Consider the following 24,743-nt stretch of genomic DNA (forward strand, 5'->3'; position numbering starts at 1 on the left):
AGGTCGTTATATGAAAAAAAGATGGGCACTACTTGGTATTGTAGCTGCAATAATTATTATTGGAGTAGCAGGAATCAATTATAAAATGTATAAGGATAAGCAGGCGCGGGAAGTAAGTGTAAATAGCATATTTCCGAAAGCGAAAGAAACGATTGCTAATATGGATGGGGATATTGCGGTAATTAATAATCCGAATTCAATGCTTGTACTTGTAAATAAAAGTAGGCGTTTACCAGATGGGTATAGACCGCCAGATTTAGTTATTCCGAAAGTGCGCTACTCTAGTGAAGGTGATCAAGAAAAGAAAAAGATGAGAAAAGAGGCAGCGAGGGCGCTTGAGGATATGTTTCAGCAGGCTGACAACGAGCGTATTTTTCTTTTTGCAGTTTCTGGATTTAGATCTTTTGATCGACAAAAAGCATTAAATACGATGTATAAAAAACAAGACGGGGAAGCAAAAACAGCAATGTCTAGCGCGGTTCCTGGCACAAGTGAGCATCAAACTGGACTAGCTATGGATATTACGTCTCAATCTGCTAAATTTCAGTTAGAGACGGTTTTTGGGGAAACGAAAGAAGGTCAGTGGCTTTCTGAAAATGCCCATAAATTTGGTTTTGTTGTTCGATACACAAAAGCGAAAGAAACGATTACGGGTTATCGGTATGAACCATGGCACGTAAGGTATGTGGGAAATCCACAAGCTACATATTTGTATGATAATCAACTGACGCTTGAAGAAGTAACAGAGTAAATGATTGAGGGGAGAGACGTATAATGACGATGTTATATAAGAAAAAAGTACATGCATATATTACAAGAGAAAAAGAGGGGGTTATGCAATTACTTGTTTTTAAACATCGTGATATACATGAAGCTGGTATTCAAGTGCCAGGAGGAACGGTTAATGAAGGTGAAACGTTAGAAGCGGCTATATTGCGTGAAGTACAGGAAGAATCCGGATTGCGTCATTTATGCATAGAACGTTTTTTAGCAGATTACATCATACATATGAAAGAAAAACAGGAATATGAAAAACGCCACTTTTTTCATGTAACTTTACTAACAGATGTAAAGGATACTTGGGAACATATTGTAAGTGCTGGTGAGGAAGATAAAGGATTAGTATTTTGTTACGAATGGGTTGATATTGCAAAATGCCCTGAATTAGCTGGGAAACAAGGTGAGTTTTTACATTTGTTAGATGAAGTATACGCACAGTAATGTAAGAGTCTGAAGCGAAGGTTAATGCGTTTCAGACTATTTTTATTTTTCGGGAAATTAAAGGTGTTTAAATAAGGATATTGAATTTCTTTAAAGGGATATTAATTTAGGATGTGTTGAGGTGAAAAATTAAGGGTTATACGCTAAAAAAGTTCATATAAGGGAGAATATAAATGGAAATTCAGTTTAATCCAATCTTAAAAAAGGAATTAACAATTCAAGATATTCAAAATGAAATGGAATCTGGAAAGTTAACTTCAAAAGAGCTAGTAATGTATTATCTCTATAGAATCGCAAAGTATGATCAAGACGGACCGAAAATCAATTCAATTTTAGAAATCAATCCAGATGCTATTTTTATTGCAGAAGCGTTAGATTATGAAAGAAAGACAAAAGGCGTAAGGGGACCATTGCATGGAATACCTGTTTTGCTTAAGGATAATATTGAAACGAATGACTCCATGCATACAAGTGCAGGTACAATAGCTCTAGAACAAAATATAAGCAGTGAAGATGCATTTCTTGTTACTAAACTGCGAGAAGCAGGGGCAGTGATAATTGGAAAAACGAATATGACAGAATTAGCAAATGCAATGTCTTTTGAAATGTGGGCTGGATATAGTGCAAGAGGTGGTCAAACAATCAATCCATACGGAACGGGCAAGGATCATATGTTTGTTGGCGGATCTAGTACAGGATCTGCGATAGCAGTTGCTGCTAACTTTACAGTAGTATCTGTTGGGACAGAAACCGATGCTTCTATTTTGAGCCCCGCTGTTCAAAATTCTGTAGTAGGTATTAAACCGACTGTCGGTTTAATTAGTCGTAGGGGAATTATTCCATTTACTTATTCACAAGATACAGCTGGACCATTTGCTAGAACGGTAACAGATGCTGCTATTTTGCTAGGGAGTTTAACTGGAGTGGATGAGAAAGATGTAGTTACTCGAAAAAGTGAAAATAGGGCATATCGGGATTATACATCTTACCTTGATGCAAATGGTTTAAATGGAGCGAAGATTGGTGTGTTTAACGATGCACCAAAAGATTATTACGAAAATGGTGAGTATGATGAAATCTTGTTTAAGGAAACGATTCAAGTATTACGTAATGAAGGAGCGACAGTAGTAGAAAATATTGATATTCCTTCTTTTCATAGAGAATGGAGCTGGGGAGTTCCGCTTTATGAGCTGAAGCATAGTTTAGATAACTATCTTTCTAAATTACCTTCTACTATCCCGGTACATTCTATTTCGGAGTTAATGGAGTTTAATAAAAACATAGCAGAAAGAGCTTTAAAATATGGACAAACTAAGTTAGAGGGAAGAAAAGATTTTCCTAATACGTTACGAAATCCAGAATATTTAAATGCGAGATTAGAAGATATATATTTTTCTCAAGAACAAGGCATTGATTTTGCATTGGAAAAATATAATCTTGATGCGATACTGTTTCCTTCCTATATAGGTTCTACTATATGTGCAAAAGCGGGTTATCCGTCTATAGCAATACCAGCAGGATATATGGAAAGCGGGAGGCCTTTTGGAATTACCATTGCAAGCACTGCCTTTAGTGAAGGGATATTAATTAAATTAGCTTATGCTTTTGAACAAGCGACAAAGCATAGAAAAATCCCCAACTTATCATGAATAGAATAAACAAAGAGGACAGGAATCCCTGTCCTCTTTGTTTTAGTGATTAAAGTGAAATATCGTTCTGCTCTGTCTTATGATATTTTAATAAACTAAAAGATAAACAAGCGGAACATAAAATAAGAATAGAAGCGATGATATAAATTGTACGAACACCGAACATATCAGTAATAATGCCAATGCTAAGCATAGATAGTCCAGAGGCTGTTGAAAGAAGTGCACCATGTGCTGTATACATTTTGGATAATAAAGCAGGGACGACACTTGATTGTAAAACAGTCGTTTGGGAAATATCTCTAATTTGATAACATGGTCCCATTAGAACACATAGAAAAAGCGCAATAAATCCGCTGCTTGTCATACCGTATAAAAATGTAAGAATACTAAACATAAGAGAGCCAATCGACATAGATCGTATTAAATTGTTTTGAATATAGGAACTCATTTTCCAGGCTAATAGACCACCGATTAACGTGCCAACATAATAACTTGTATTAATATATCCCCACCATTCTTCGCCCTTATGAAGGATAGTCGTAACGTATGCCATCGTAATAGCACCAATCCATATTGTCCCTGCGAAAGTTTCGATTAAGTCCATATATGTAACGGTACGGAGAGAAGGATTTTGAAATAGGAGTTTCCAACCTTCCAATAAAACAGTACTTTTGGAAGAGGGAGAATCTGCTATTCTTTCAGTATGTATGGAACGTAATGAAAAATGTAATGCAATGCATCCGAAAATCATTAAAATGTTATTAATCATGAGTGTAGAAGTAGCGCCAATGAGAAGAACGACAATACTCGTAAATGAATAAGCAACGGCTTGCACAATTTGTGTTGAAAAGGAAAAGATACTATTTACTTTTACTAATTTTTCTTTCGGTGTAAGGCGCGGGAGAATACCGTATAATAACGGAGCACCCCACCCACTACATAATGAAATGACAAAAATAAAAGTTAATAGAGCTATAATGTTTGTGGATAAGACCGGGAACAAAATCATTAATAATAGTAAAAAGACTGTTTTCAGCCATTGGAGGGTATATAACAGCGTATAAGATGGAAAACGATTTATTATAAGTGGTGCAGAGATGTTAGCAATTAGATTTGTGATAACTTGTAATAATGGAAAAAGAGCAGTAATAGTAGCTGATTTAGTTGCTATATAAATATGAGTTGTAATAATCATTACATATACGATGTCAGCGAGAGTAATGCATATTTTGGAACCTAAATAGTAGATTAGTGACAGGTTTCTCAATAAGATTATCACCTCTATAAAAAATAGTATTTAGTAATTAGAATAATTGTAATTTAAAAATTAAAATTTTTAAAGAATTTAATTTTTTGTCACTTTTTGAAAGGGATTTTCATGTATAATGAAGAATATATTGATATAGTATTATATTAATGATCATTGTAACAGTGAGTATGTACAATAGCTTGTAGCAAACGCCCAAGTGTAAGAAAGGGCGGATAAACCATTCTTTTCTTCATATACATATAGAAAATGAGAAAGAAAGTGAGGGTTGCATATGGCTGCTTGGGTAATTTGGTTTATAATAGCTGGTATTTTATTTATCGCAGAAATGTTGTCGATTACATTTTACATGCTTTGGCTTGGAATTGGAGCTGTTGTCGGAGGTCTTATTGCTTTGTTTGCTCCTGATGCACTACTGTTACAAGTTACTGTTGGTGCAATTGTGAGTTTAACTTTGACATTCTTTACGAAAAGAATTTCAAAAAACTTTCGAGAAGCAAAAGGTTTTACTGATACAGTAGATATGCTTGTTGGTAAAAAAGGGATTGTTATGCAAGCGATTACAAACGAAGCGAATGGTATTGTGAAAGTGGATGGAGATACTTGGACAGCTATTGCAGATTCTTCAATTGATGCTGGAGAAAAAGTCGTTGTTATAAAGAGGCATAGTACTATATTACAAGTGAAAAAGGAGAGTGAATAAATATGGTAGCATTAACGTTAACGATTATATTCGCACTAATTGTAGTTACATTTATCGCATTAACAATTAAAATTATTCCTCAGCAAAAAGTTGGGGTTGTTGAAAGATTTGGTAAGTTTCAACGTATCATGCACCCAGGGTTAAATATTTTAATACCAATTGTAGATCGTGTTCGTGTATATCATGACTTACGTATTCAACAAACGAATGTACCACCGCAAAAGGTAATTACGAAAGATAATGTTCAAGTAGAAATTGATACTATTATTTTCTATCAAATTGTTGAACCAGAACTTGCGACATATGGTATTTCAAACTATGAATATGGTGTTCGTAATATTACTTCAGCAACGATGCGTCAAATTATCGGTAAAATGGAACTGGATGAAACGTTATCTGGTCGTGAAAAAATTTCAACAGAAATCCGCTTAGCGCTTGATGAAGCAACAGAAAAATGGGGCGTACGTATTGAACGTGTCGAAGTTGTTGATATTAACCCGCCAAAAGATGTGCAAGCATCAATGGAAAAACAAATGAAGGCTGAGCGTAATAAACGTGCGATTATTTTAGAAGCTGAAGCAGCAAAACAAGATAAAGTCCTTCGTGCTGAAGGGGAAAAGCAAAGTAAAATTTTGATGGCTGAAGGGGATAAAGAAGCGCGTATTCGCGAAGCTGAAGGTATAAAAGAAGCAAAAGAATTAGAAGCGCAAGGGGAAGCAAGGGCAATTGAAGAAATCGCAAAAGCAGAACAAAATCGTATTGAATTGCTTCGTGAAGCGAATTTGGATGAGCGTATACTTGCTTACAAATCATTTGAATCATTAGCTGAAGTTGCAAAAGGACCAGCAAATAAAGTCTTTATTCCGTCTAATGCAATTGAAACACTTGGTACTCTTGGGGCAATTGGAGAAATATTTAAAGAAAAACAAGTGAAGAAACTACCTTCAAATGATACAGGAAAAGAACAATAAAAGTGAGGAAGAGAAATGGGATACCATTTCTCTTTTTTTGCGTATATTCCGAAAAGCTTGTACATATCCATGTATAAAGAAGGTGATGCAGTGAAAAAGTATGCAACTCGAATACATGGGAAGAAACTGATTTCGTTACTCCTTTTATATGCGCTAATAGTAATTATGATAGCGTCGATTTTGACGTCATTTTTACATACAATGAAATCGAATTATGCAAATCAATGGTTTGGAAAAGTATCGATGCAAGGTTTTGTTCAAATGATAGAAAGTGAGAATCGCTATTACGGATTTGATTATTTTAAGAAGAATAAAAGAGAGTCAGTTGGAAATTTAATGTTCTCTATTGCGACAGATTTGAAAATTAAAGATTTAAGAACATTCGTCGGTAAAGAAGTACCTGGTATGTCAAAGTATTATTCTAATATTATCGTAGCTGGTGAAGGGACAAACTTGACGAATATCCCAAATGAATCTAGTGTACCGATTGAAGAAGTAACGAAAGAAAGGGAAGTAGCAAAAGATAAAGTTACAGAAGCGGAAAAGAATAATCCGGTTCAGAAAAAGAACGGAGCGAAAAAAGGTGAAAGTGCAGTATATATTTATCATACACATAGCTGGGAATCCTTCTTTCCATTATTACCAGGGGCTACGGATCCATCAAGTCCAGATGTAAATGTGTCTTTACTAGGGAAACGTATGAAAGAGCAACTTGAAGGACAAGGAATTCCGGTAGTTCACGATAAAACGAATATGGGTGATTTATTAGCGAGTAAAAAATGGAAATGGCCGCAATCATATAAAGCGTCTCATGAATATGTAAAAGAAGCATTAGCACAAAATAATAAAATTGCGTTTCCAATTGATATACACCGTGACGATCAGCGTAAGAAAGTAACAACAAAAGTAATTAACGGAAAATCGTATGCAAGATTATTATTTTATAATTGGGATGGAAAATGAAGGCCGTGCTGAAAATGAAAAAATTGCAAGAGCGATCAATAGTTATTTAGATGAAAACTACTACGGATTAAGTAGAGGGATTTTTCCAAAGTATAAAAAAGATGGAAATGGCGTTTATAACCAAGATTTATCGAAAAATGCGATGTTAATTGAAGTTGGTGGTGTTGATAATACGTTAGATGAATTATATAACACAATTGATGTGTTAACAGAAGCGTTTAGTAAATATTATTGGAATGATGCGGAAAAAGTGAATGGATGAGGGACGGGAGACCGTTCCTTTTTTATTTTGGAATCTTAAAAAGTGATATAATGGAATTTTATGAATGTTAAATAAAGGGAGAGAGAAACATGCAAATACTACTAATACGCCACGGAGAATCAGAAGCTGATATTTTACATGTGCATGAAGGTCGAGCTGATTTTGAGTTAACTGACAAAGGGAGACAACAAGTACAAAGACTTGTACAGAAAGTGAAAAAAGATTTTGCGCCAGATTTCATTTGGGCAAGCACATTAAAACGCGCTCGTGAAACGGGTGAAATATTAGCAGAAGCAATTGGTTGTCCAATTCAATTAGAAGAGGAATTAATGGAGTTTAATAATGGAGTGCAAGCAGGCTTATCATTTGAAGAAGCAAAGAAATATCCAGAGCCAAAGTTTCTTCATGACCGTTTTGAAAACGGAGAATCATTTATTGAGTTTCGAATGAGAATAGAAGGAATCTTTTCTAAAATTATGATAGAGAATACATATGATCGAATTGCAATTGTTGCCCATGGAGGCGTAATTAATAGTCTATTACGTGCATTTTTCAAAATGCCAATTTCAATGGACTACTATTTCAAAATGGGAGATACGGGAATAAGTTTAATTGAAATTGAGGGTGAACAAAAAACGGTGCATTTCATTAATGATACGAATCATTTGGACGGGATGTAAAGACTTATGTACAAAGTTGTATTTTTCGATGTTGACGGTACGTTATTAAGTGAGATTGATAGAAGCATGCACGAAAGTACAAAAGAAGCGATACGAAGGTTAATAGATAAAGGAATTCACGTAGTTGTTACAACTGGAAGACCGTATAGTTTATGCTCACAATTTAAGGAACTAGGTATAAATACGTTTATTTCAGCAAATGGTGCACATATAAAATGTGGGAAAGAAGTTATACATAAATCAGTACTTTCAAGCGAAATCGTTCATGATATTTCAAATTTTGCTGAATTACATGGTCACAGTGTTTCTTACTTTACAGAAGAATTTGCAATGAATAATATTGCTTCAAAAGATGAACGTGTCATGCGAGCGTTAAATGAAACTTTAAATTTAGAGCGGTATCCTGACAAAGTTAGAAACTTATCAGATGAGATGTATTGCATATGTCTGTATGCTGATGATACAGAAGCTCAAAAATTCATTGAAAGATATCCAGCACTTACGTTTGAGCGTTTTCATGGTTACGTTATAAATGTATTGGAAGATAGTAAAGTATCGAAGCTAACTGCAATTCAAAAAGTATTGGAACATTTAAACATTAGTAAATTAGAAGCCATTGCTTTTGGCGATGGTGGAAATGATATTGAGATGTTGCAGTATGTAGGATTAGGAGTTGCGATGGGAAATGGTGGAGAGGAGTTGAAGAGAAGGGCTGATTTCGTTACAACGAAGGCGAGTGAAGGCGGAATTTCTTATGCCTTAAAGAAGTTGCGAATTATTTAAAACTAATAGTTAGTCAGTGTGAAAAATACTGTTTTAATAATGGCTTTTGTTAATATGTATACTGTTTTAGGGAATTATTTGAGCTCTCCTACTTACAATTTAACTGCAGAACAAATCCTTTATTTTCGCGTAGCAGGGCTGTTTGGTATGTTGCTGTCACCACTTGCAGGTCTTTTAACAAAGAGGTTTGAAGTAAGGAAAGTTCTTCAAGGAGGATTGTTGATTGTTATTTTTAGTCTAAGTTCAATGGGCTTTGTTTCGGATCTATCTCTACTTGTAATGATGAGTGTCTGTTTTGTAATAGGTATTGCTATATCCGTTCCGTCTTTAGTTTCTCTTGGAGGTCAATTAGGAGGGAAAGCAAGGGGAATATACTTTTATTTTTAGGTACTAGTATAGGACCTATCATTTCTATTTATCTTATGAAAATAGGAGGTTATGCTCAAACATTTATTTTATTAGGAATGATACTTTTTATTGGTTTTGTAGCTAATTAATGAATGAGTGGAAAATCACTCAAATAAAGGAATGCGAGGATCTTTCATATGCTCGCATAATAAAATATGAATTTGTCCACGATGATGATAAAAGTGTGTAACGATTTCAAGTAACCATTCAAAGCGCGAATAAGAAATCCCCCAATAGGCAGTCATAACTTCTGCTAATTCTATTTGGGAGTAGGAAAGAAATGTTTTAGAGAGAAGGTTGTATCCTTCAATCATCGTTTGTTGCATGTGAGCAACTGTTACGGGTGTATGTTCTATATAAAAGGTATGTAATTCTTTTTCTGAAATACCATTTAAAATGAGTAAATCAGCATGACAAATAAGAGAAAGATGTGCACACATTTCAAATAATGATCGTTTTGAGTGAATCGGTTGTATTTTTAAATCGTTTTCACTATATTGGTTAAGCATATAAATAGAAGTATCAATAGCAACTTTTAGTTGATGCAATGCAGATTGAACAAACATTGTAATTCTCCTCGTCTCCGTATATAATAGTTTCTTGAGGATATTATATCATACTCAAAATTCCGAAAATTCTAGTAGTTTGACTAGCATAATGAAAAGTATTATATTGTAAAAGGTCATATGAAACGTGAAATAGAATGGAATGCAATTATTGAGTTAGGAGTTAGACCAATGAGTTTGAAATATGGAAGAGATACAATTGTAGAAATTGACTTAAATGCTGTAAAACATAATGTAAAAGAATTTAAAAAACATGTAAATGATGAAGAAATTAAGATGATGGCTGCTGTAAAAGCGAATGGGTATGGCCATGGGGCAGTTGAAGTTGCCAAAGCTGCAATTGAAGCGGGAATACATCAACTTGCAGTTGCATTTGTAGATGAAGCAATAGAATTAAGAGAAGCAGGAATTACTGTGCCAATTTTAATTTTAGGATACACACCAGTAGCGGCTGTAGAAGATGTAATTCAATATGACGTTATGATGACTGTTTATAGAGTAGAAGATTTACATGGTATAAATGAAATTGCAAACCGTCTTCAAAAGAAAGTACAAATTCAAGTGAAAATTGATACAGGAATGAGTCGTATCGGTTTACAAGAAGAAGAAGTTAAACCATTTTTAGAAGAATTAAACCGTATGGAGTATGTAGAGGTAGTAGGGATATTTACGCATTACTCTACGGCAGATGAAATCGATAAATCATATACGAATATGCAAACAAGTTTATTTGAAAAGGCTGTTAATACAGCGAAAGAATTAGGAATTCAAATACCATATATTCATAGTTCAAATAGTGCGGGATCAATGGAATTAAGTAACACATTTCAAAATATGGTACGCGTTGGAATAGGAGTGTACGGTATGTATCCATCAAAAGAAGTGGATCATTCAGTCGTTTCTTTACAGCCTGCGTTGTCGTTAAAATCAAAAGTAGCTCATATTAAACATGCGAAGAAGAATCGTGGTGTAAGTTATGGTAATACGTATGTAACAACTGGTGAAGAATGGATTGCGACTGTACCAATTGGTTATGCTGATGGTTATAATCGTCAATTATCTAATAAAGGCTATGCGTTAATTAACGGGGTTCGAGTACCTGTTATTGGCCGTGTTTGTATGGATCAGTTAATGTTGGATGTTTCAAAAGCGATGCCAGTACAAGTAGGAGACGAAGTAGTATTCTACGGTAAACAAGGTGAAGAAAATATCGCAGTAGAAGAAATAGCGGATATGTTAGGTACAATAAACTATGAAGTTACATGTATGCTAGATAGAAGAATTCCGCGTGTCTATAAAGAAAATGACGAAACAATTGCAATTGTAAATATATTAAGAAAAAACTGAATCATTTCGATTCAGTTTTTTTATTCATATCAAATGCGAATATACCCTCGTTATGTAATACGGAGTAAACTTTGTGAAACACACTTTTTAGTTCATCTAAATTAAACTATCACCGGCAGAGATGACCAGTCCCGCAACAAAAATCTAATATACGAGAGTAGGGAAGAGCATCTTGTAAAACGAGGCTGGATAGGAGTATTCAACAAAATGTCCCCAATGTTTATTATAGATGTCTGCTAAAATATCATAATTAAAATAAATTGTTTTTTTAACATATGTATTCACCTAAAAATTCATTAAATTATAATAGTCATGCCTCGTGTTAATTTCAAAACCACATTGTGTATATAGTTTTAAAGCGTGGATATTTTTCGTTTCGACGTCTAACTCAATTGTTGAAACTCCTTCTGTAATAAGAGTATGTACTATATTACAAAGAATATCTTTTCCGTATCCTTTACCTTGATAAGAAGGATGAACGGCGAATCCTGATAGTGTAGTAGATTGCTCTTGTTTAGAAACTGTAATTGTTCCTATCACTTTTTCAGCAATAAGGGCACTGTAAACTTGATGAGAAGGTGAAGTCATCATTTTTTGTAACCATGTAGCCGTATTTTCTACTGAATCACCAAAAGCTTTACTAGAAATTTCAATAAGATCAAGAAGTGATTCTGAAGTTGCAAGAGTAAGCTGTATATTATTATCTGTTGTTTTTTGAATTTCGTTTGTTTTGAACTCCATACTATATTCACTATATAAATATGGTAACTTCATATGTTTTACAAATTCATTCCCAGACATAGAATCCCCATTAATAATAAGAAGAGCTTCATCTGTCTCTCTATTTTGTATTTCTTTCATTGCAGTTTGTAAAAGGATAGTTCCGAAACGTTGTTTTCTAAAATGAGGATGTACAAAGCCTATTAGTTCAAGCTTTGTTGGTCTTTCGAAATCATACATATTTAAAGCGCCAATTAATTGAGTACCGTTATAAAGAAGAAAATCGTTTATATAATCTTCATTTCGATTTTTTAAAAAGTTGATATGTAAATCTGAAGAGTAATCAAGATTGTCTTGTTGCCCGCAAATATAAGCCAAATCCTTCATTTGTTGTATTTCACTTTCTGTTACAGAACGCTTTTTCTGAATATCCATTTCATAATCCCTCTCATTCGTATTTAAAAATAGGATGGGTGACTTAACCATTCCTTTAATTCCACATTACCTTGCACAGATAACAGTCGGTATAAATAACGATAAGGCTGTCTATATTCTTCTAAGTGAGGAATAGACATAATTGTTTCGTAACCACTTTTAAAGGCATGTGCTTCTTTTTCGGTAAGTACATATTCTAGTCCGATAAAATCAAGTTCTCGCGGAGCAACAGCGTAAGCTTCACTATCTACTAAACCCGTAATAGTTGTACCGTCAGATAAAAATTGAGTAGGATCCATATCAATTAAGACGAGTGTAGATTCCTTTGGTACGGACAGGGAAGAAAGTTGTGATTCAAAGGTAGGGAATGCATTTTTTATGCTTTCATCATCGGAATAAAACATATTCACAAGCTCTTTACTCACGTTTAAAATATGTGATTGGAATTCATCTAGTGGAACTTGGAACGTGCCTGACGGATTTCCTATGAAATCGGCTTTAAATTTATGTATTTCTGCAAGTCCTTTTCCTAGGCTGAATAAAATAGAATCTGGTTGCTCGATAAAAGATTGAACTGTGTTACCTACTAACTTTTCGACCACCACAAATTCACGGCTATTTAAAACATGTTTTTCTAATATTGTTGGGATAGGAAGATTCGTATGTTCTTGCAGCAATGTATGTACAGTTTCTAAATGATGGACGTTCCTTGGATCAATTCCAAATAGATTTTTACATCCCCACCAAAAATCATTATTTGGTTCTTCATTCATTTTAGAAGCACGAACGATAACTTCTGTATCTTCTGTTTGAACGAGAAAAACATCACTTGCATGATCCTCATAACCTGGGTGCAAGGCTTGAACGGATAGAATAGGTGAATTGAATAGTTGTTGTAACATGAAAAGACTCCTTTTTCTGTAAATTCCATAAATTCATTATATAACAGATGATGTGTTATGAGGATAAAGATAAAAAGATAGACAGCATACTTACATTTATAGTGAAAACTCATTAAAAATATTATATTTCTCTATTTTTGTATGAATTGTCTAAAAATAATGGTGGTAATACTTGAATGTAAGACTCGTATCTTTAAATCTATGAAGAGTAAAAGTAAAATTAAGCATTCATTTATAAGATTGTAAATCACAATAATGTAGACTATAGAAAATATTTCTCAATAATAAAATGAAGAGAAAAGCATGAAGAAGTAGAATGCATTCATTTATAATAGACTTAAATTAATTAATATAATTAATTGTTAATTTTATTATATTAATTGGATAGGAGAGAATGTTATGGCAAATGTACTCGTAATAAATTTTCCTGGGGAAGGTCATATTAATCCAACTTTAGCTGTTGTAAGTGAGTTAATTCAGCGAGGGGAAACAGTTGTTTCTTATTGTATTGAAGATTATAGAAAGAAGGTTGAAGCAACAGGTGCGGAATTCCGAGTGTTTGAGAATTTTCTCTCTCAAATTAATATTATGGAACGAGTAAATGAAGGTGGGAGCCCTTTGACGATGCTATCTCATATGATTGAAGCATCAGAGCGTATTGTTACTCAAATTGTAGAAGAAACAAAAGAGGAAAAATATGATTATTTAATATATGATAATCATTTTCCAGTAGGACGTATTATAGCGAATATTTTACAATTACCAAGCGTTTCATCCTGTACAACGTTTGCTGTTAATCAGTACATTAATTTTCATGATGAGCAAGAATCGAGACAAGTAGATGAAATGGATCCATTATATCAATCTTGTTTAGCGGGAATGGAAAGATGGAATAAGCAGTATGGAATGAAATGTAATAGTATGTATGATATTATGAACCATCCTGGTGATATTACGATTGTATATACTTCAAAAGAATATCAGCCACGTTCAGAGGTATTTGATCAATCGTATAAATTTGTAGGTCCATCAATTGCTACTCGAAAAGAAGTGGGGAGTTTTCCTACCGAAGATTTAAAAAATGAAAAAGTGATTTTCATTTCTATGGGAACAGTTTTTAATGAACAACCTGCTTTGTATGAAAAATGTTTTGAAGCGTTTAAAGATGTTGATGCGACAGTCGTATTAGTCGTTGGTAAGAAGATAAATATAAGTCAATTTGAAAATATCCCGAAAAACTTTAAGTTGTATAATTATGTCCCGCAATTAGAAGTTTTACAGCATGCTGATGTATTCGTGACACATGGTGGTATGAATAGTTCGAGTGAAGCGTTATATTACGGTGTTCCATTAGTTGTAATTCCGGTAACAGGAGATCAGCCATTCGTTGCAAAACGATTGACTGAAGTAGGGGCAGGAATAAGACTTAATCGCAACGAGTTAACTTCTGAATTGTTACGTGAGACTGTAAAGAAAGTAATGGATGATGTGACGTTTAAGGAGAATAGTCGTAAAGTGGGAGAGTCGCTTAGAAATGCCGGTGGATATCAAAGGGCAGTTGAGGAAATATTCAAATTAAAAATGAAGCCGTACGTAAAGATTAAATAGATGTTAAAAACACACTTACTTTTAATTTGTAAGTGTGTTTTTAGTATTACGCGTTCCATGTGTTACATAAAAATAGCGATAAAGGAGAAACTTTTGTGTATATAAATCGATACCTTTGAATTAGTAGTAAAATTACGTTAAAATAATACTAAGAAAATATATAAGTTTTGGGGGTAATGAATGAAGAAAGTATTTGAATACGTATTATTAACAATTGGCTCAATTATAGTAGCAGGTTCATTAGAGCTTATTTTAGCACCTAATGGATTAGTAGATGGCGGGGTAACGGCTATTGCTATTATGGCAAATAAAGTCGCAGGATTGCCGCTTTATGGTGTGTTCTTAGGAATTAATATCCCAATTTTATTATTTACTGCAAAAGTAATGGGAAAGAAATTTTTTATCCGTACATCTTATGCGAATGTAGTTACAACACTCGGATTAATTTATTTAAAACCATTTCCAGCAATTACGACTTCTGAGTTATTAATTGTACTTTATGGTGGAGTACTGTTTGGAATTGGTGTTGGGATTGTTGTTAAAATGGGTGGAGCAATTGACGGTTCGGAAATGTTAGCAGTTTGGATGAATAAACACTTTAATGTACCGATTAGTACATTTTTACTTGCAGTAAATGCAGTTATTTTCATCTTTGTTGCCATTTTATTTTCAATCGAACAAGCGATGTTCTCATTAGCAATTTTCTATATTGTTACGAAGATGATTGATTTTATATTAGATGGTATTAATCAAGGTAAGAGCGTTATGATTATTTCTGGTAAGAATAAAGAAATAGGCGATTTACTTATGAAAGAATTGCAACTATCTGTTACGTATCTACATGGAGAAGGTGGTTTTTTAGGGGAGCATAAGAGAATCATTTATTGCATTACAAACCGATTCATTTATCCGAAAATGAAAGATCTCGTTCTCTCTGTAGATCCAGCCGCTATAATCGAAGCTTCCTATTCAACAGAAACGACTGGTGTGAAACGTCCGGGAAGGAAAGCTAGGTCAGGTGAATAACTAGAAGAAGGCTGTCCAAAAAGTTATTTTGGCACAGCCTTCTTTTTTATTTTGTTGAATTGTTAACATGTTACAAATTAAATCCACTGTTAAAAAGTTTCCTTGCAACTAGGAAACCAAGCGTCTTTTAATAATGTAGCCAACGTTTCAATTTTATTTTCTGGAATACTACCAAAGCCGAGTAATACGTATGATTCCTTACGTAAATCATTCACGAAATCATATGGAGAAAGTGGGTATAATTTAACGCTTTGTTTTTTAGCGGATTCAATCAGTTCATTTTCATTCATACTGTTATGGACACATAAAACAATATGAAGTCCGGACTGTTCGCCAAGAATTTGAACATTAGCCCCCATTTCTTTCATAATGGATTTTACTAACGCATGATGTTTTCTTTTATATAGTGTACGACTCCGATTAAGGTGACGTTCCCAATTCCCGCTTTGTATAAAGTTAGCAAAAGCAAGTTGTTGTATTGTAGCGACTGTTTGTTTGAAAATTCCATGCAGTTCTTGATACGTTTTTAAAAGGTGTGGTGGTAAAACAACATATCCCATTCGTAAAGAAGGTAAAAAAGATTTTGAGAAAGTTCCCATATAAATAACGCGTTCATTTGAATCAAGACTTTGTAAAGAAGGAATCGGCTTACCAGCGTAGCGAAACTCTCCGTCATAGTCATCTTCAATAATGTATCCGCTGCAATCATTAGCCCACTTTAACAATTCTAATCTTCTAGATAAAGGCATAATAATCCCGAGTGGAAATTGGTGTGATGGTGTAACGTATGCGACATTGGAATTTGTATTGTATAAACTAGAAATATCAATACCTTTTTCATCCAATGGTATGGGATGAATTTGTCTATCACAGCTTTTAATTGATTGCGTGTATACGGTGAAATCCAGGGTTTTCAATGCCGTATTCTTTTGTAGGACCAAGCAGTTGAAGTAGTAGCCAGAGAAGTGGCTGCGTTCCGGCGCCAATCACAATTTGATCAGGTGAAGAATGGACACCGCGAGAATGATATAAATATGTTGATATATGCTCTCGAAGAGCGAATTCACCTTGAGGGTCTTCTTTGGCAAATAGTGCATTTTCGTATGTAAGTATGGATTCTTGTAATGCTCGTTTCCAATTTGTAATCGGAAATGCATTTTGATCAATAAGTCCTTGGCTACAATCATATTCAAATTTTTCGTCTATCAAATTGCTCGTCTTCTTTGCTGCATTTCGCTTTTTATTTGGGATAACGTCAATATCGAAATTTGCTACAAAAATACCACGTTTCGGTTTACTTTCTACATAACCTTCAGCTAATAATTGTTGATAAGCTGATTCAACAGTAATGCGGCTAATATTAAGTTGTGATGCTAAATTTCTGTGTGAGGGTAGACGTGTGCCAACAGAAATAGTCCCTTGTATAATTTCAGCTTTTATATATTCGTAAATTTGCAAGTAAATAGGTGTGTTACTTTGTAATTGCAATGGGATAGTAAAATCCATATAAAACTCTCCTTTAAAACTGGCCTTATAAAAAACACTTAAACTGCCACTTAAGTAAAGGGCAGTTACTTTCTATAATAATGATATAACATTTAGAAAATTATTTAAATAGTTAAGGGAGAGTTAAAAATGAATGTTAAAGAAGTAGTAACAGAAGAGCAATTACATGAAGTATTACCTGTTTTACAGCAATTACGAATGAAACTTTCAAAAGAGGAAACAAGCTCTTTATTTCGAAATATGAAAGAAGAAAATTATAAACTATTTTCGCTGCGTAATGAGAATGATGAAGTTGTTAGCCTTGCAGGTGTAGCGATTTGTACGAACTTTTATAATAAGAAACACGTTTTCGTATATGACCTTGTAACAGCAGAAGCACATCGTTCAAAAGGACATGGGAAAGTATTACTTTCGTATATAGAGAACTGGGGAAAGGAAAACGAATGTGAGTCTATCGTCCTCACGTCAGCATTTTCAAGAATTGATGCTCATCGTTTTTATGAAAGAGAAGGGTATGATAAGGTGAGTTATTCTTTTCATAAAGAATTATAAAAAATAAGAAGAAGTTGTCCCGCAAAAGTTGGGAACAGCTCCTTCTTCTTTTTTAAGTTATTATTAAACCGTAAATAGGTTGTAAGTTATGGTATATGTATTTGAAAAGGTTATATAGTGTATTTTGTCGAATAGTTTTAATTTAATAAAGAGAATGATTGGAGCGCTTATACTTGAAAAAAATAAAGAAACTATCAATCCCTAATGATGCTAGAGTTATCGTCATATCGGATATTCATGGAGAATTAAATCTTTTAAAAGAAGCACTACATAAAGTTAACTTTAAAGATGAAGATTATTTAATTATTAATGGAGATCTTTGCGAGAAAGGACGAGATAGCGTAGGCGTAGTAAACTACGTTATGAATCTTGTAAAGAACAATTCAAAGGTTCACGTTGTTGAAGGGAATTGTGAAGTTTTAGTTGATGCTCTTCTAAATGAAAATCCTGGTCTTATTAATTATTTATGTACGAGGAAGCATTCAATTTTTAATGAATGGCTAGAGCAATTGGGTTTTTCAGTTAATGAGGGCACTTCAATTCGTGAAGTGAAAGAAGCATTGTTAAGTGAATTTTCACAAGAACTATATTGGCTAACAGAGTTGCCAACGGCGATTGAAACAGAAGATTATATTTTTGTGCATGCCGGTCTAGAAGATAGAGTAGATTGGAAAGAAACTGAGCGCAAAAATGCGATAGCAATGCCGGAGTTTTTCAATCAATCACATAAAGCAAATAAGTATGTAATAGTCGGTCATTGGCCTGTCGTGAACTATTCTGAAGAAGCACCGTCTAATAATCCAGTTATTGATAAGGAGAAAAAAATTATTGCAATTGATGGAGGAAATGCAATTAAAGAAGCAGGGCAATTAAACGTATTTATTATTCAGAGGAAACAAACGGGCGATACGTTTTCTTATACATATGTAGACTATTTTCCAGAGTACGAAGTAATAGCGGATTTTAATGCGAATTCAGAAATGCAGGGCGGAGTGACATATCCGTATTATTACATAGAGCCTATCGAGAAGATGCAAGATTACACCGTATGTAAACAAAAGGAAACGAATAATGTGCTCACTGTAAAAAATGAATATATGAAACAACTTAAGTCAGGTGAATATACAGTGAAAACCGATATTTCTTGTGCGCAAATAAGCGTTAGGAAGGGAGATATCGTTTCTCTCATTGATGATAGCTGTTCAGGATATGATTTAATTAAAAAAGATGGCGTAGAGGGTTGGATAGAGAAAGGGATTTTAGTTGAGATAGAAAAAGTGAAAAATAAAACATTAAGCTGAAATAGGAGGGATATAACCTCCTATTTTTTTAAAGGAGTAGATTGCTTGCTGTCTTTAATAAGTAAATAAATCGTACTTGGCAGAATGATAAGCGTCATTCCTAAAAGAATTGCTAGTATGCCATAACCTCTATAGGGAGCAGAAACGATAAAAGGAAGTATCGCTAAAAAAATACCTGCTATCATCATTGAAATACTACTAATATTTGAAGCTCTTTTTTCAAGGTACTTATCATTCCATTCTAATGAAACGGTTGATTTAGTCGTATCAATTTTGGAACTGAAATAACCTATTAATATAAATAAAAGCCCTAATGCTAAAAATATGAAATGATCAAGAGGAAGTGAAAAGCCAAGAGCGATGAGGGCGATGACAATATCGACAAAAAATAAGAATAGTAACATTGTGTTGCCGATCCAATGGAGAAATTTCTGGTTACTCGCTGCTTTAGATAAAGCTAAAAATACAAAGAATAAGAAGGAACATATAATTATATTTACGATTACAAAAGTGCTTTTATCCATTGTTGATGTAGGCGTTCCATTAAAGTCCCATTTCGTAACAATATTTGATGGTAAGAAGAAATATAGAATAATATTTGTCGTAACAATAGTGAGAAATAAAGCAATACTAAATCGATTCTTCACTGAATCACCAGCTTTCTAAATCAATAATTGGTATCTAATAACAAAATTATACAATATAATAAATGATATTAGTTTTGATTTTTCTGAAAAAATATTATAATTATATATGAAATAAAGAGGAATGCAGGAGGGAATTATGCAAAACGTTGTATTAAAGGGGAAGAAAGTTACAATTCGTACAATAGAAGAATCGGATATAAAAACATTATGGAATATCATATTTAAAGAAGAAAGCCCAGAATGGAAGAAATGGGATGCGCCATATTTCCCGTTCTCAATGCAAGAATACTCTTCCTATAAAGAGAAGATGCAAACTCGTTTGAAAGAAGAACCACTGTCAAATTTAATTATAGAAAATAACGGTCAAATCATTGGGACAGTCGGGTTTTATTGGGAATACAAACCGACGCGTTGGTTAGAGATGGGGCTTGTGATTTATGACCCAACATACTGGAATGGTGGATACGGTACAGAAACATTGACATTATATAGAGATTTGCTATTTGAAAAAATGGAGATTGGTAGAGTAGGAATCACGACTTGGTCTGGCAATGAACGAATGATGAAAGTAGCGGAGAAAATAGGAATGAGCTTAGAAGGTAGAATGCGAAAGTGTCGTTATTATAACGGAACATACTATGATTCTATTCGAATGGGCATGATTCGTGAAGAATGGGAAGCACTATGTGTAATGAAGGGGTGAGAAAGATTGTACGCTATTATTGCTACATTTGATCGTGTGTTTACTAATAAAATTACAGAATTGCAAAATGAATTAACAAATGTAATTGGAACAAATCAATTAGCTGGAGTAGAACCTCATATAACGATTGCGGATTATAATGAGTTAGATGTCCATTTGTATACTGAGAAACTAGGGAAGTTTGTAGCTATTCAAGAAAATATGGACGCAGTAACTTTTCCTTCTGTTGGAATTTTTACTACTAATGGAACGGTCTTTCTAGCGCCGACCGTTACTGATGAATTGTTAAAACTTCATTATTCTTATCATGATTATTTTAAAACTTTTCATGACAACCCAAATTCATATTACGTACCGGGAAAATGGGTTCCGCATTGTACAATTGCAAATAGATTACATACAAAGCAGTTTTTAAGTGTAATGGAATATATTTATGAGAAATTTGATTTTGTAACAGCTTCAATTGAGAAATTAAAATTAATTAAGGTGAATTATGAAAATGGTTCTGCCATTTCTTCTAGTATATTAGCAGAATATAATTTAAAGAGAATGGAGACATCGAGATGACATATATAATTAGAGAAATGAAGCAAGAAGATATTCATGCTGTACAATCAGTAGCAAAAATAGCTTGGCATGATACATATGAAGGCATTATTCCGAGAGAAATTCAAGATAGTTTTTTAGACGAGGCATATTCTGATGAAAAAATGAAATATCGTCTTAAAAATACGCATTTATTCGTTGCGGAAGAAGAAGGAGAAGTAATAGGGTTTGCGAACTTTTCACCTGTTAGACTACAAAATGAAGCGGAATTAGGTGCGATTTATTTGTTACCAGATCAGCAAGGAAAAGGAATCGGAAGTGCCTTATTACAAAAAGGAATTAAAGCATTAAATGGGATACGGAAATTGTACATACATGTAGAAGCAGCAAATGAAAAAGGAAAACGCTTTTATGAAGCGAAAGGTTTTGCTGAATTAGAGCAATTTGAAGAAGACTTTGAAGGGCATATGATGCAGACAGTAAGGATGGTTTTATACGTATAAGGAGAACTAGTAATGAAAATTTTTGATTTTAGTGAAAAAGTAGGAAAGCACCTATCAGTATTTCAATCTAATTTCATCATGTCGAAAATATTAAACCATCGAGGAAATATACATATTGGTGCTATGCATTTACACGAGAATGGAATCATCGGTAATCATGAAGCAGTTGTATCTCAACTGCTTCTTATTGTGGAAGGAGCTGGATATGTATGTGGGGTAAATAAAGAAAAGATAAAGATAGAGGCGGGACAAGCTGTGTTTTGGGAAAAGGGAGAGCTCCATGAAACAAGTACAGAACACGGATTAACAGCAATTGTTATGGAAGCGGAGAATCTTGAACAAGCGATAGCAATGCCTATTATTCAAGGGGAGTTGTAAAAATGATAATTAAGGCGAATCAAGAAGATACCAATGAAATATTAAAATGTGCGGCTCAATCGCTTTTTGAAGGGACGAGAGGCAATTGTCAATTAAGTACCGAGAAAGCGATTGAAATTACAAAGCCGATTGTAGAAAAAGGAGCATACTATTTAATCGTTAAAGAAAAAAATAAAGTAATGGGATGGATATTAATAGGGGAAAATACAGACTATTTTTCTCGTGAAAAACTTGGATTTATATATGAATTGTACGTTTTCCCAGAATATCGCGGGAGAGGATTATCGCGAGAACTGATGGAAGCTGGTATTAAGGAATTAAAGGAGAAGTATTTAGAAATTCGGTTGAATGTATTTGCTGGGAATTTTGCAAAAGAGATGTACGAAGAGTTTGGGTTTGTTGAAAGGCAGGTAATTATGACTTTGAAGTGAGTAGAATAGTCTGAATGAGAGAAGAGAAAATAATGATTTAGTGGCTATTTTATCGCTGGAATTTAAAGCGAATAAGTATAAAATAGATGGTTTGCCTTTATTTTATAGTAGATTTATAGAGTGTGCTTAAAAAACAAATAAATTAGTATTATACAATATATCGTTATTATAGTAAAAGAGAAATTTTGGAAAAATATCATTTTTTTGTTTAGAAATCTTTAAATTATTGATATAATCAATTTGTAGAATTGATTATTGGTTAATTTTACTATTTTTAAATTTTAAGGGGGATTTAATAATGGCAGGACAAATTCGTATGTCACCAGAGGAGCTTAAATCGAAAGCGACTCGATATGGACAAGGTGCAAATCAAATTGAGGACATTTTACGTCAACTACAAAACTTACAAAATGAATTAAGAGGAGAATGGGAAGGTCGTGCTTTCGAAGGTTTTGACCAACAGTTCAATCAATTAAAGCCAAAAGTACAAAACTTCGCACAGCTATTACAAGAAATTAATATGCAGCTTAATAAAACTGCAGAAGCTGTTGCTAGACATGACGAAGATCTTTCTCGTAATTTCGGTCTACAATAAGACAGATAAAAAGAAATATATAATTTAGCCATGCAACCATACGTTGTATGGCTAAATTACTTTAAAACTAGAGTAAGATACGAAGTCTTTCATTAGATAGACTCGCAGTCGCAGGAGTGATAAGTAGTGAAAAAGTTCAAATGGAGCATCTTGTTGTTTATTATTTTAGCTCTTGTACTATCAACAGGGGTCTCCTATTTAGCATTAAATCAAAATGTTAAGAAAGCTAATGAGAATACTACACCAAAAATGACAGTTGCGTTGGTAAATGAAGATCAGGGCACTGTATTTGAGGGCAATAAAATAGCGTTTGGAGATCAATTTGTTAAAAATGTAAATAAAAATACGAAACAAGAATGGTACGTAGTTAGCCGCGGGGTAGCGGAAAATGGATTGAAAAATAATAATTACAATATGATGATTGTTATTCCAAATGATTTTTCTAGGAAGGCAGTTGCGATTGATTCAGAGATTCCAGAGAAATTAACGTTAAACTACAAAGTAAATGCAACTGGGAATAAGGATTTGAAAGCTGAGGCAGAAAATACAGCTTCTGTTATTTTAGAAGATTTCAATAAGCAAATAATCGACGTTTATTTTGCGAGTATTATCGGTAAGCTACAAGGTGCACAAGATAATATAGGTAAAATAATTGAAAAAGGAAACGTTCAAACAACTATGTATAAAAAAGATATACATAGTCCGTTAGCAAATTACACAAATCAATTTAAAACAGTACAAGATTATACAGGTGTTTCTGTTAATAGTTTCAAAGGATTTCAGGATGTTTTAAAAGGTTTCGGTCAAGCGTTAGATGAAGGGAATAAATCTAACAGTACGTACTTAGATGGTTTTAATAACTTTCAAAAAATGCAAACTGATAACAATTTATTAGCGAATAATTTCACAAATCAATTTAATCAATATATGAATGATATGAATACAGGCGATGCTTTAAAGCAATTAAGTGCATTGGAATCCGCTAATAAAATTATTTCAAATCAATTTACGTTTTCAGAGAAAGAACCGAATATTTTAACTGATGCTGCAGCGATTCAAAAATATTTAGCAGATGTAAAAAAACAAGTATCTGAATATGATACAGAACTTGCAGGAAAGTTAGAAAGTGATATTCAAGAGACGGTAATTAAGAAGTTAAAGCAATCTATGTCGAATGATGGAAAGCAAGAAATCTTCATAAATACATTAATGAAACAACCAGATGCTCGAATAAAGAAACAAATCGAGAATTTAATTGCGAAATTACCTAGTTTAAACATGGAAGAAATCGGTCAAAGTGATTTGCCAGATACAACGAAATTACAACTGCAAAATGTAATTCAATTTACAAAAAAATATAATAAAGAAAATAATTTTTATTATGATCCTGTAAATAAAATATCTTTAGGAAACGCTATTAAAGAAGTAAAGGATAGACTTTATACAGAGGGAATTACATTTAGTGATACTGCGAAAGTAATTAAAATGGAATCTCCGCAAATTTTGAAGATAAGTATTCCGGAAGAGTTTGAACTATATGGAAGTACAGAAGCTTTGAAGATTGATGATGTGGATTACACAAGTATGTTTCTGGAGAAAAACGGAGAAATCACTATACCTCCCCGTAATGAAGGGGATATAAAAATTAATCTGAATGTGAAGTTAAAAGATCCAAACATCAATATAGATGTTTTCTCTCCTGTAATGTGGCAGTGGGAATTGAGTGGGACTCATAAAAAAGAAACTAGTCCTGAAAAAGAAAAACCTAACAAAGAAGATAAAGGAACACAAACGGAAAATAGCAAGGTGGAAAATGTGGTTCATAAATCACAGTATGGCATAATGCCGTTAGTACACAGTGCTAAAAAACCTATTATTAAAAAAATGGAAAACACAACAGGGAAAGACAACGGAACCGGAGGAAATCCAGGAGGCGGAACGGGAACAGACAACGGAACCGGAGGAAACCCAGGAGGCGGAACGGGAACAGACAACGGAACCGGAGGAAATCCAGGAGGCGGAACGGGAACAGACAACGGAACCGGAGGAAACCCAGGAGGCGGAACGGGG

The 24,743-nt window shown here is 33.7% G+C and carries 24 protein-coding genes and 4 pseudogenes; 21 read left to right on the forward strand and 7 right to left on the reverse strand.

Annotation, left to right across the window (positions count from 1 at the left end; all coding sequences use genetic code 11):
* Nucleotides 1-10 precede the first annotated feature (10 nt).
* From HMPREF1014_RS10340 to HMPREF1014_RS10350, 3 genes are all read left to right on the forward strand, one after another.
* A complete protein-coding gene (locus tag HMPREF1014_RS10340) occupies nt 11-751 on the forward strand; it encodes a M15 family metallopeptidase (RefSeq protein WP_000747647.1) in 741 nt (246 codons plus the stop codon).
* A 23-nt stretch (nt 752-774) separates the two neighbouring features.
* Nucleotides 775-1,221, forward strand: a complete 447-nt coding sequence (locus tag HMPREF1014_RS10345; protein ID WP_000178289.1) for an NUDIX hydrolase — start codon at nt 775-777, stop codon at nt 1,219-1,221.
* A gap of 173 nt (nt 1,222-1,394) precedes the next feature.
* A complete protein-coding gene (locus tag HMPREF1014_RS10350) occupies nt 1,395-2,870 on the forward strand; it encodes an amidase family protein (RefSeq protein WP_000405398.1) in 1,476 nt (491 codons plus the stop codon).
* 49 nt (nt 2,871-2,919) lie between these two features.
* On the opposite strand, the gene HMPREF1014_RS10355 is transcribed toward HMPREF1014_RS10350, so the two are convergent.
* Complete coding sequence (locus tag HMPREF1014_RS10355; RefSeq protein WP_001245223.1) at nt 2,920-4,137, reverse strand: MFS transporter; 1,218 nt, start codon at nt 4,135-4,137, stop codon at nt 2,920-2,922.
* Nucleotides 4,138-4,411: 274 nt separating this feature from the next.
* On the opposite strand from HMPREF1014_RS10355, the gene HMPREF1014_RS10360 reads away from it, so the two are divergent.
* The 6 genes and pseudogenes from HMPREF1014_RS10360 to HMPREF1014_RS10385 form a co-directional block, all read left to right on the forward strand.
* Nucleotides 4,412-4,840: an NfeD family protein gene (locus tag HMPREF1014_RS10360; protein WP_000741974.1), complete on the forward strand. Its 429-nt coding sequence runs from the start codon at nt 4,412-4,414 to the stop codon at nt 4,838-4,840.
* A 2-nt stretch (nt 4,841-4,842) separates the two neighbouring features.
* Nucleotides 4,843-5,811 carry an SPFH domain-containing protein gene (locus HMPREF1014_RS10365; RefSeq protein WP_000226253.1) on the forward strand — a complete coding sequence of 323 codons (969 nt, stop codon included), beginning with the start codon at nt 4,843-4,845 and terminating at the stop codon, nt 5,809-5,811.
* Between the two features lie 15 nt (nt 5,812-5,826).
* A pseudogene (gene spoIIP / locus HMPREF1014_RS10370) lies at nt 5,827-7,036 on the forward strand (stage II sporulation protein P).
* Between the two features lie 89 nt (nt 7,037-7,125).
* Nucleotides 7,126-7,716 carry a histidine phosphatase family protein gene (locus tag HMPREF1014_RS10375; protein ID WP_001166433.1) on the forward strand — a complete coding sequence of 197 codons (591 nt, stop codon included), beginning with the start codon at nt 7,126-7,128 and terminating at the stop codon, nt 7,714-7,716.
* Nucleotides 7,717-7,722: 6 nt separating this feature from the next.
* Nucleotides 7,723-8,499, forward strand: a complete 777-nt coding sequence (locus HMPREF1014_RS10380; protein ID WP_000278964.1) for a Cof-type HAD-IIB family hydrolase — start codon at nt 7,723-7,725, stop codon at nt 8,497-8,499.
* Nucleotides 8,500-8,529: 30 nt separating this feature from the next.
* A pseudogene (locus HMPREF1014_RS10385) lies at nt 8,530-8,996 on the forward strand (MFS transporter); the annotation flags it as partial.
* A 15-nt stretch (nt 8,997-9,011) separates the two neighbouring features.
* On the opposite strand, the gene HMPREF1014_RS10390 reads toward HMPREF1014_RS10385, so the two are convergent.
* Complete coding sequence (locus HMPREF1014_RS10390; protein ID WP_000498003.1) at nt 9,012-9,473, reverse strand: DinB family protein; 462 nt, start codon at nt 9,471-9,473, stop codon at nt 9,012-9,014.
* Nucleotides 9,474-9,644: 171 nt separating this feature from the next.
* On the opposite strand from HMPREF1014_RS10390, the gene alr reads away from it, so the two are divergent.
* Nucleotides 9,645-10,820: an alanine racemase gene (gene alr / locus HMPREF1014_RS10395; protein ID WP_043307431.1), complete on the forward strand. Its 1,176-nt coding sequence runs from the start codon at nt 9,645-9,647 to the stop codon at nt 10,818-10,820.
* Between the two features lie 22 nt (nt 10,821-10,842).
* Here the strand turns inward: alr and HMPREF1014_RS32075 are convergent.
* The 3 genes and pseudogenes from HMPREF1014_RS32075 to HMPREF1014_RS10405 form a co-directional block, all read right to left on the reverse strand.
* Nucleotides 10,843-11,105 (reverse strand): annotated as a pseudogene (locus tag HMPREF1014_RS32075) (class I SAM-dependent methyltransferase); the annotation flags it as partial.
* Nucleotides 11,106-11,975 (reverse strand): GNAT family N-acetyltransferase, encoded by an 870-nt coding sequence (locus HMPREF1014_RS10400; RefSeq protein ID WP_000354426.1) that lies wholly within the window; start codon nt 11,973-11,975, stop codon nt 11,106-11,108.
* 23 nt (nt 11,976-11,998) lie between these two features.
* On the reverse strand, nt 11,999-12,877 hold the full coding sequence (locus tag HMPREF1014_RS10405) for a hypothetical protein (RefSeq protein WP_000941373.1): 879 nt from the start codon (nt 12,875-12,877) through the stop codon (nt 11,999-12,001).
* A 399-nt stretch (nt 12,878-13,276) separates the two neighbouring features.
* Between HMPREF1014_RS10405 and HMPREF1014_RS10410 the strand changes: the two genes are divergently transcribed.
* Both HMPREF1014_RS10410 and HMPREF1014_RS10415 read left to right on the forward strand, forming a co-directional pair.
* Nucleotides 13,277-14,485 (forward strand): novobiocin/fidaxomicin glycosyltransferase Ngt-1, encoded by a 1,209-nt coding sequence (locus HMPREF1014_RS10410; RefSeq protein ID WP_000024495.1) that lies wholly within the window; start codon nt 13,277-13,279, stop codon nt 14,483-14,485.
* Between the two features lie 180 nt (nt 14,486-14,665).
* A complete protein-coding gene (locus HMPREF1014_RS10415; RefSeq protein WP_000755125.1) occupies nt 14,666-15,511 on the forward strand; it encodes a YitT family protein in 846 nt (281 codons plus the stop codon).
* A gap of 89 nt (nt 15,512-15,600) precedes the next feature.
* On the opposite strand, the pseudogene pdxR reads toward HMPREF1014_RS10415, so the two are convergent.
* Nucleotides 15,601-17,017, reverse strand: a pseudogene (pdxR, locus tag HMPREF1014_RS10420) (MocR-like pyridoxine biosynthesis transcription factor PdxR).
* 129 nt (nt 17,018-17,146) lie between these two features.
* On the opposite strand from pdxR, the gene HMPREF1014_RS10425 reads away from it, so the two are divergent.
* On the forward strand, nt 17,147-17,569 hold the full coding sequence (locus HMPREF1014_RS10425; protein WP_001101110.1) for a GNAT family N-acetyltransferase: 423 nt from the start codon (nt 17,147-17,149) through the stop codon (nt 17,567-17,569).
* A gap of 173 nt (nt 17,570-17,742) precedes the next feature.
* On the forward strand, nt 17,743-18,870 hold the full coding sequence (locus tag HMPREF1014_RS10430; protein WP_000721387.1) for a metallophosphoesterase: 1,128 nt from the start codon (nt 17,743-17,745) through the stop codon (nt 18,868-18,870).
* A gap of 20 nt (nt 18,871-18,890) precedes the next feature.
* Here the strand turns inward: HMPREF1014_RS10430 and HMPREF1014_RS10435 are convergent, their stop codons facing one another.
* Nucleotides 18,891-19,517, reverse strand: coding sequence for a DUF1648 domain-containing protein (locus tag HMPREF1014_RS10435; protein ID WP_009326850.1), 627 nt, complete (start codon nt 19,515-19,517; stop codon nt 18,891-18,893).
* Nucleotides 19,518-19,653: 136 nt separating this feature from the next.
* Between HMPREF1014_RS10435 and HMPREF1014_RS10440 the strand changes: the two genes are divergently transcribed.
* From HMPREF1014_RS10440 to esaA, 7 genes are all read left to right on the forward strand, one after another.
* Nucleotides 19,654-20,220 (forward strand): GNAT family N-acetyltransferase, encoded by a 567-nt coding sequence (locus tag HMPREF1014_RS10440; protein WP_001181855.1) that lies wholly within the window; start codon nt 19,654-19,656, stop codon nt 20,218-20,220.
* A gap of 6 nt (nt 20,221-20,226) precedes the next feature.
* Nucleotides 20,227-20,787: a 2'-5' RNA ligase family protein gene (locus HMPREF1014_RS10445; RefSeq protein WP_000270889.1), complete on the forward strand. Its 561-nt coding sequence runs from the start codon at nt 20,227-20,229 to the stop codon at nt 20,785-20,787.
* Nucleotides 20,784-21,269 carry a GNAT family N-acetyltransferase gene (locus tag HMPREF1014_RS10450; protein ID WP_000221048.1) on the forward strand — a complete coding sequence of 162 codons (486 nt, stop codon included), beginning with the start codon at nt 20,784-20,786 and terminating at the stop codon, nt 21,267-21,269. Before HMPREF1014_RS10445 ends, HMPREF1014_RS10450 begins: the two co-directional genes overlap by 4 nt.
* Nucleotides 21,270-21,281: 12 nt before the next feature.
* Nucleotides 21,282-21,647, forward strand: a complete 366-nt coding sequence (locus tag HMPREF1014_RS10455; protein WP_000688075.1) for a cupin domain-containing protein — start codon at nt 21,282-21,284, stop codon at nt 21,645-21,647.
* Between the two features lie 2 nt (nt 21,648-21,649).
* Entirely contained in the window at nt 21,650-22,078 is a 429-nt protein-coding gene (locus tag HMPREF1014_RS10460; RefSeq protein ID WP_000584232.1) for a GNAT family N-acetyltransferase, read from the forward strand.
* 298 nt (nt 22,079-22,376) lie between these two features.
* Complete coding sequence (locus HMPREF1014_RS10465) at nt 22,377-22,673, forward strand: WXG100 family type VII secretion target (protein ID WP_000918601.1); 297 nt, start codon at nt 22,377-22,379, stop codon at nt 22,671-22,673.
* Nucleotides 22,674-22,799: 126 nt separating this feature from the next.
* On the forward strand, nt 22,800-24,743 hold a 1,944-nt coding region (gene esaA / locus HMPREF1014_RS10470), incomplete at its 3' end, for a type VII secretion protein EsaA (RefSeq protein WP_000713828.1).

Source organism: Bacillus sp. 7_6_55CFAA_CT2, from assembly GCF_000238655.1.
Lineage (GTDB): Bacteria > Bacillota > Bacilli > Bacillales > Bacillaceae_G > Bacillus_A > Bacillus_A cereus.

Bases quoted from the DNA above. Each gene is read 5' to 3' on its own strand.
- HMPREF1014_RS10350 (WP_000405398.1), top strand. From the start codon at position 1,395: ATGGAAATTCAGTTTAATCCAATCTTAAAAAAGGAATTAACAATTCAA.
- HMPREF1014_RS10465 (WP_000918601.1), top strand. From the start codon at position 22,377: ATGGCAGGACAAATTCGTATGTCACCAGAGGAGCTTAAATCGAAAGCG.
- HMPREF1014_RS10390 (WP_000498003.1), bottom strand. From the start codon at position 9,473: ATGTTTGTTCAATCTGCATTGCATCAACTAAAAGTTGCTATTGATACT.
- HMPREF1014_RS10450 (WP_000221048.1), top strand. From the start codon at position 20,784: ATGACATATATAATTAGAGAAATGAAGCAAGAAGATATTCATGCTGTA.
- HMPREF1014_RS10415 (WP_000755125.1), top strand. From the start codon at position 14,666: ATGAAGAAAGTATTTGAATACGTATTATTAACAATTGGCTCAATTATA.
- HMPREF1014_RS10375 (WP_001166433.1), top strand. From the start codon at position 7,126: ATGCAAATACTACTAATACGCCACGGAGAATCAGAAGCTGATATTTTA.
- HMPREF1014_RS10455 (WP_000688075.1), top strand. From the start codon at position 21,282: ATGAAAATTTTTGATTTTAGTGAAAAAGTAGGAAAGCACCTATCAGTA.
- HMPREF1014_RS10380 (WP_000278964.1), top strand. From the start codon at position 7,723: ATGTACAAAGTTGTATTTTTCGATGTTGACGGTACGTTATTAAGTGAG.
- HMPREF1014_RS10345 (WP_000178289.1), top strand. From the start codon at position 775: ATGACGATGTTATATAAGAAAAAAGTACATGCATATATTACAAGAGAA.
- HMPREF1014_RS10440 (WP_001181855.1), top strand. From the start codon at position 19,654: ATGCAAAACGTTGTATTAAAGGGGAAGAAAGTTACAATTCGTACAATA.
- HMPREF1014_RS10400 (WP_000354426.1), bottom strand. From the start codon at position 11,975: ATGGATATTCAGAAAAAGCGTTCTGTAACAGAAAGTGAAATACAACAA.
- HMPREF1014_RS10410 (WP_000024495.1), top strand. From the start codon at position 13,277: ATGGCAAATGTACTCGTAATAAATTTTCCTGGGGAAGGTCATATTAAT.
- alr (WP_043307431.1), top strand. From the start codon at position 9,645: ATGAGTTTGAAATATGGAAGAGATACAATTGTAGAAATTGACTTAAAT.
- HMPREF1014_RS10340 (WP_000747647.1), top strand. From the start codon at position 11: ATGAAAAAAAGATGGGCACTACTTGGTATTGTAGCTGCAATAATTATT.
- HMPREF1014_RS10365 (WP_000226253.1), top strand. From the start codon at position 4,843: ATGGTAGCATTAACGTTAACGATTATATTCGCACTAATTGTAGTTACA.
- HMPREF1014_RS10405 (WP_000941373.1), bottom strand. From the start codon at position 12,877: ATGTTACAACAACTATTCAATTCACCTATTCTATCCGTTCAAGCCTTG.
- HMPREF1014_RS10360 (WP_000741974.1), top strand. From the start codon at position 4,412: ATGGCTGCTTGGGTAATTTGGTTTATAATAGCTGGTATTTTATTTATC.
- HMPREF1014_RS10460 (WP_000584232.1), top strand. From the start codon at position 21,650: ATGATAATTAAGGCGAATCAAGAAGATACCAATGAAATATTAAAATGT.
- HMPREF1014_RS10425 (WP_001101110.1), top strand. From the start codon at position 17,147: ATGAATGTTAAAGAAGTAGTAACAGAAGAGCAATTACATGAAGTATTA.